Here is a 3,414-nt window from a genome sequence, read left to right on the forward strand (position 1 = left end):
CGCCACCCGCGTCTTGCTGTCCTACGAGTTGCCCCTCGCCGAAGTCATCTACGATTTCTACGACCGCCTGAAGTCCGCCACCAAAGGCTACGGCACGATGGACTTCGATTTCATCGGCTTCCGCAAGGGCGATCTGGTGAAGATGGATATCCTCGTCAACGGCGACCGCGTCGACGCCCTCAGTGTGATCGTCCACCGAAATCTCGCCGAAGCCCGAGGCCGCAAGCTGCTCACCCGGCTCAAAGAAGAAATCGACAAACACCTCTTCGAAATCCCCCTGCAAGCCGCCATCGGTGGGAAGATCATCGCCAGAGAAACCATCAAATCCGTCGGCAAAAACGTCACCGCCAAGTGCTACGGCGGCGACGTCACCCGCAAACGCAAGCTGTTAGAGAAACAAAAAGAAGGTAAAAAGCGCATGAAACGCGTCGGCTCGGTCGATATCCCGCAGGAAGCCTTCATGGCCGTGCTGGAGAGCGGGGATTGATCGCTGTGGTATACTGCTTCAGAGGTAGTGACATGGTTGCCCCATCTGAGTACGAGCAAATCTTCAAAACGATCTCGCGATGGCCTGTCAAGGATCGCGAAGAACTGATCCGGCAACTCAGAGCTGAGCTTGAGCAGCGCCCCAAGTCGAACCACGGATTGACGATGGCCGATTTTCTCGGAGTGGCTCGCGGAACTGGCCCCGTACCTGACGATGAAGAAGTGAAGCGCATCGTTGAGGAAGCGCGGACCGAGCGATACGGTCGATGAAGGTTTTATTCGACGCCAATGTCGTATTGGACGTTTATCTTGATCGCGCCCCTTGGGCGTCTGATTCTAAAGCGGCATTTCAATTGGCGTTGGATGGAAAAATCGAAGGCTATCTGAGTGCGATTTCGTTCACGACGATATACTACCTCCTGCGCAAGCAAGTGGGATCAGCGTTAGCTCTGAATTATGTGATCAAGGCTCTGACGTTATTCAGAGTCGCTGAGGTTGATTACCTCGTTCTTTCTGCGGCGGCGCGTGTGGCAGGCTCCGATTTTGAAGATCATGTCCAGGCTTCATCCGCCGAACTCGCCAGTCTGGATGCAATCGTGACGCGGGATCCCGCTGGTTTTCGTGAAGCGACCTTACGCGTATTGGCGCCTGGCGAGCTTGCTGCATTGGTGAAGTAGAGCGCTTCGTAGTTGGCAGCTTCTAAACCGCGCCTACGATGTTGCCATGGATCTCCAACTCAAAAACAAAAAAGCCCTCGTCACCGGTTCCACCGCCGGCATCGGATTCGCCATTGCCAAGTCCCTCGCGGCCGAAGGGGCGCATGTCATCCTCAACGGCCGCACGCAGCAGCGCGTTGACGAAGCGATCCGGAAAATCAAATCCGCCCACGCCCACGCGAGCGCCACCGGCGTCGCCCTCGATCTCTCCACCGCCGCCGGCTGCGAGCAACTCGTTAAACAACTCCCGAGCGTCGACATTCTCGTCAACAACCTCGGCATCTTCGCGATTAAACCCGCGCTGGAGATCCCCGATGCCGACTGGATGAAATTCTTCGAAACCAATGTCATGTCCGGCGTCCGCCTGACGCGCGCTTATCTGCCCGGCATGCTCAAAGCCAACTGGGGCCGCATCGTCTTCATCTCCAGCGAGTCCGGCATCAACATTCCCAAAGAAATGATTCACTACGGCATGACCAAAACCGCCCAGATCGCTGTCGCCCGCGGCTTTGCCGAAGAAACCCGCGGCAGCGGTGTCACCATCAACACGCTGCTGCCTGGCCCCACCAAATCCGAGGGCGTCTTCACCTTCATGGAACAAATGGCCAAACAGGAAGGCAAAGATCTGGCCGCCGTCGAAAAGGATTTTTTCAAATTCGCCCGCCCCACATCGCTCCTCCAGCGTTTTGCCACCGTGGACGAAGTCGCTGCGATGGCAACCTACCTCGCGAGCCCCCTCGCCAGCGCGACCACTGGGGCCGCCGTCCGCGTCGATGGCGGAGTCGTCCAAGCCGCGTTCTGACGAAAATTGCGTTAGATTCCCGCACAGCTTGCAGCCACGCACGGAAGTCCGCGGCATTTCAAACAAATCTTCAGAAAAGTGTTGACGTTGCGAATTATTGTTAATAATATGTTAGGTATGCAGGATTTACAAAGGGGAACTCATGAACAATCAACAGTCGCACGTTCAATTTGCTCGCGTTTTGGCAATTGCGAGAAAGTACGCATCAGTTCCGGACGTCCCCACGCCGGATTTTGAACACGTCGAAGCACCCGAACCTTCCAAATCTCGGCACCCAACCGGGCTGAGGACAGCCCGGCTCACCGAAGATCATTCGGACCAAACGAACCCAATCGAACCCACCGAAAATGTTCGGAAATCTTCGGGAATGTTCAACAATGTTCTGGAATGTTCAGCGCCGGCCCGCAGCGCGGATTACGAAACGAACCCAAAGCCGGCGCAACTGACGCCCCGGCAGATCGCCGCCGCGCGGTTGCTTGCCCTTGGTCGCAGCGGGCGGGCAGTGGCGCGGGAACTCTGCCTGGAAGAACACACCATCAGCCGCTGGCGGCGTCTGTCGGCATTCGTCGTGGAACTCGACCATCAGCAAAACCTCGCGATGATGTATCGGTTGCACAATTCCCCAGCGCCGAGCAGTAACAAGTCGCAGCCGGAGCAGCGCCATGTTTGAGCAGAAAAAAATCATCGCCGTCGGGCTCGGGGAAATCCTCTGGGATCTTTTCCCCGCCGGCAAACAGCTCGGCGGCGCGCCCGCGAACTTCGCTTATCACGCGCAAGTTTTGGGCGCGCAGTCCTGCGTCGTCAGCGCCGTCGGCCGTGATGATCTCGGCAACGAAATCCTCCACCGCGTCGGCGGCCTGGGGCTCGACGCGTCTCATCTTGCGGTTGACGCAGAGCATCCGACCGGCACGGTCAGCGTGCAAGTCGACGCCGCCGGGGTTGCGACTTACATCATCCATCAGGATGTGGCGTGGGATTTTATTCGCAGTTCCCCCGGGACCGATGAACTGGCGCGGCGAGCCGACATTGTCTGTTTCGGTTCGCTCGCACAACGTTCGCCCGTCTCTCGCGGGATGATTCGGCGTTTTCTCGGCGAGATGCGCGACCAAAGCCTGCGCATTTTCGACATTAATTTGCGTCAGATGTTTTTCGATGAGCCAACGATCCGCCAATCGCTCGCGCTCTCCAACGTGCTGAAGTTGAACGAGGTCGAGCTGCCGATCGTCACTGAACTGCTGAAGTTGCCGGCCCAACCGGATGCTGCAATCGAGTCACTGCTCAAGGAATTCAACTTGCGCCTGGTCGCGTTGACGCTGGGCGGCAGCGGGAGTTCACTGCACACGCGCGAGCAAATCTCTCGGCATGCCGGGTATCCTGTGTCGGCGCTGGCCGACACCGTCGGCGCCGGCG

General features: G+C 57.9%; 6 protein-coding genes. All 6 read left to right on the forward strand.

What is annotated here, in order from left to right:
- A partial coding sequence (locus tag VN887_09815; GenBank protein HXT40307.1) for an elongation factor 4 occupies positions 1 to 487 on the forward strand: 487 nt, incomplete at its 5' end.
- 32 nt (positions 488 to 519) lie between these two features.
- A complete protein-coding gene (locus tag VN887_09820; GenBank protein ID HXT40308.1) occupies positions 520 to 756 on the forward strand; it encodes a hypothetical protein in 237 nt (78 codons plus the stop codon).
- On the forward strand, positions 753 to 1,163 hold the full coding sequence (locus VN887_09825; protein ID HXT40309.1) for a PIN domain-containing protein: 411 nt from the start codon (positions 753 to 755) through the stop codon (positions 1,161 to 1,163). The genes VN887_09820 and VN887_09825 overlap by 4 nt, the downstream gene beginning before the upstream one ends.
- Positions 1,164 to 1,209: 46 nt before the next feature.
- A complete protein-coding gene (locus tag VN887_09830; protein HXT40310.1) occupies positions 1,210 to 2,004 on the forward strand; it encodes an SDR family oxidoreductase in 795 nt (264 codons plus the stop codon).
- Between the two features lie 367 nt (positions 2,005 to 2,371).
- Complete coding sequence (locus VN887_09835) at positions 2,372 to 2,674, forward strand: hypothetical protein (protein HXT40311.1); 303 nt, start codon at positions 2,372 to 2,374, stop codon at positions 2,672 to 2,674.
- A partial coding sequence (locus VN887_09840; protein ID HXT40312.1) for a PfkB family carbohydrate kinase occupies positions 2,667 to 3,414 on the forward strand: 748 nt, incomplete at its 3' end. The genes VN887_09835 and VN887_09840, both read left to right, overlap by 8 nt.

Origin of the sequence: Candidatus Angelobacter sp. (assembly GCA_035607015.1) — a bacterium.
Classification (GTDB): Bacteria; Verrucomicrobiota; Verrucomicrobiia; order Limisphaerales; family AV2; genus AV2.

Excerpts from the sequence above, each read along its gene's own strand:
- VN887_09820 (HXT40308.1), top strand. The coding sequence starts at position 520 with ATGGTTGCCCCATCTGAGTACGAGCAAATCTTCAAAACGATCTCGCGA.
- VN887_09825 (HXT40309.1), top strand. The coding sequence starts at position 753 with ATGAAGGTTTTATTCGACGCCAATGTCGTATTGGACGTTTATCTTGAT.
- VN887_09830 (HXT40310.1), top strand. The coding sequence starts at position 1,210 with ATGGATCTCCAACTCAAAAACAAAAAAGCCCTCGTCACCGGTTCCACC.
- VN887_09835 (HXT40311.1), top strand. The coding sequence starts at position 2,372 with ATGTTCAACAATGTTCTGGAATGTTCAGCGCCGGCCCGCAGCGCGGAT.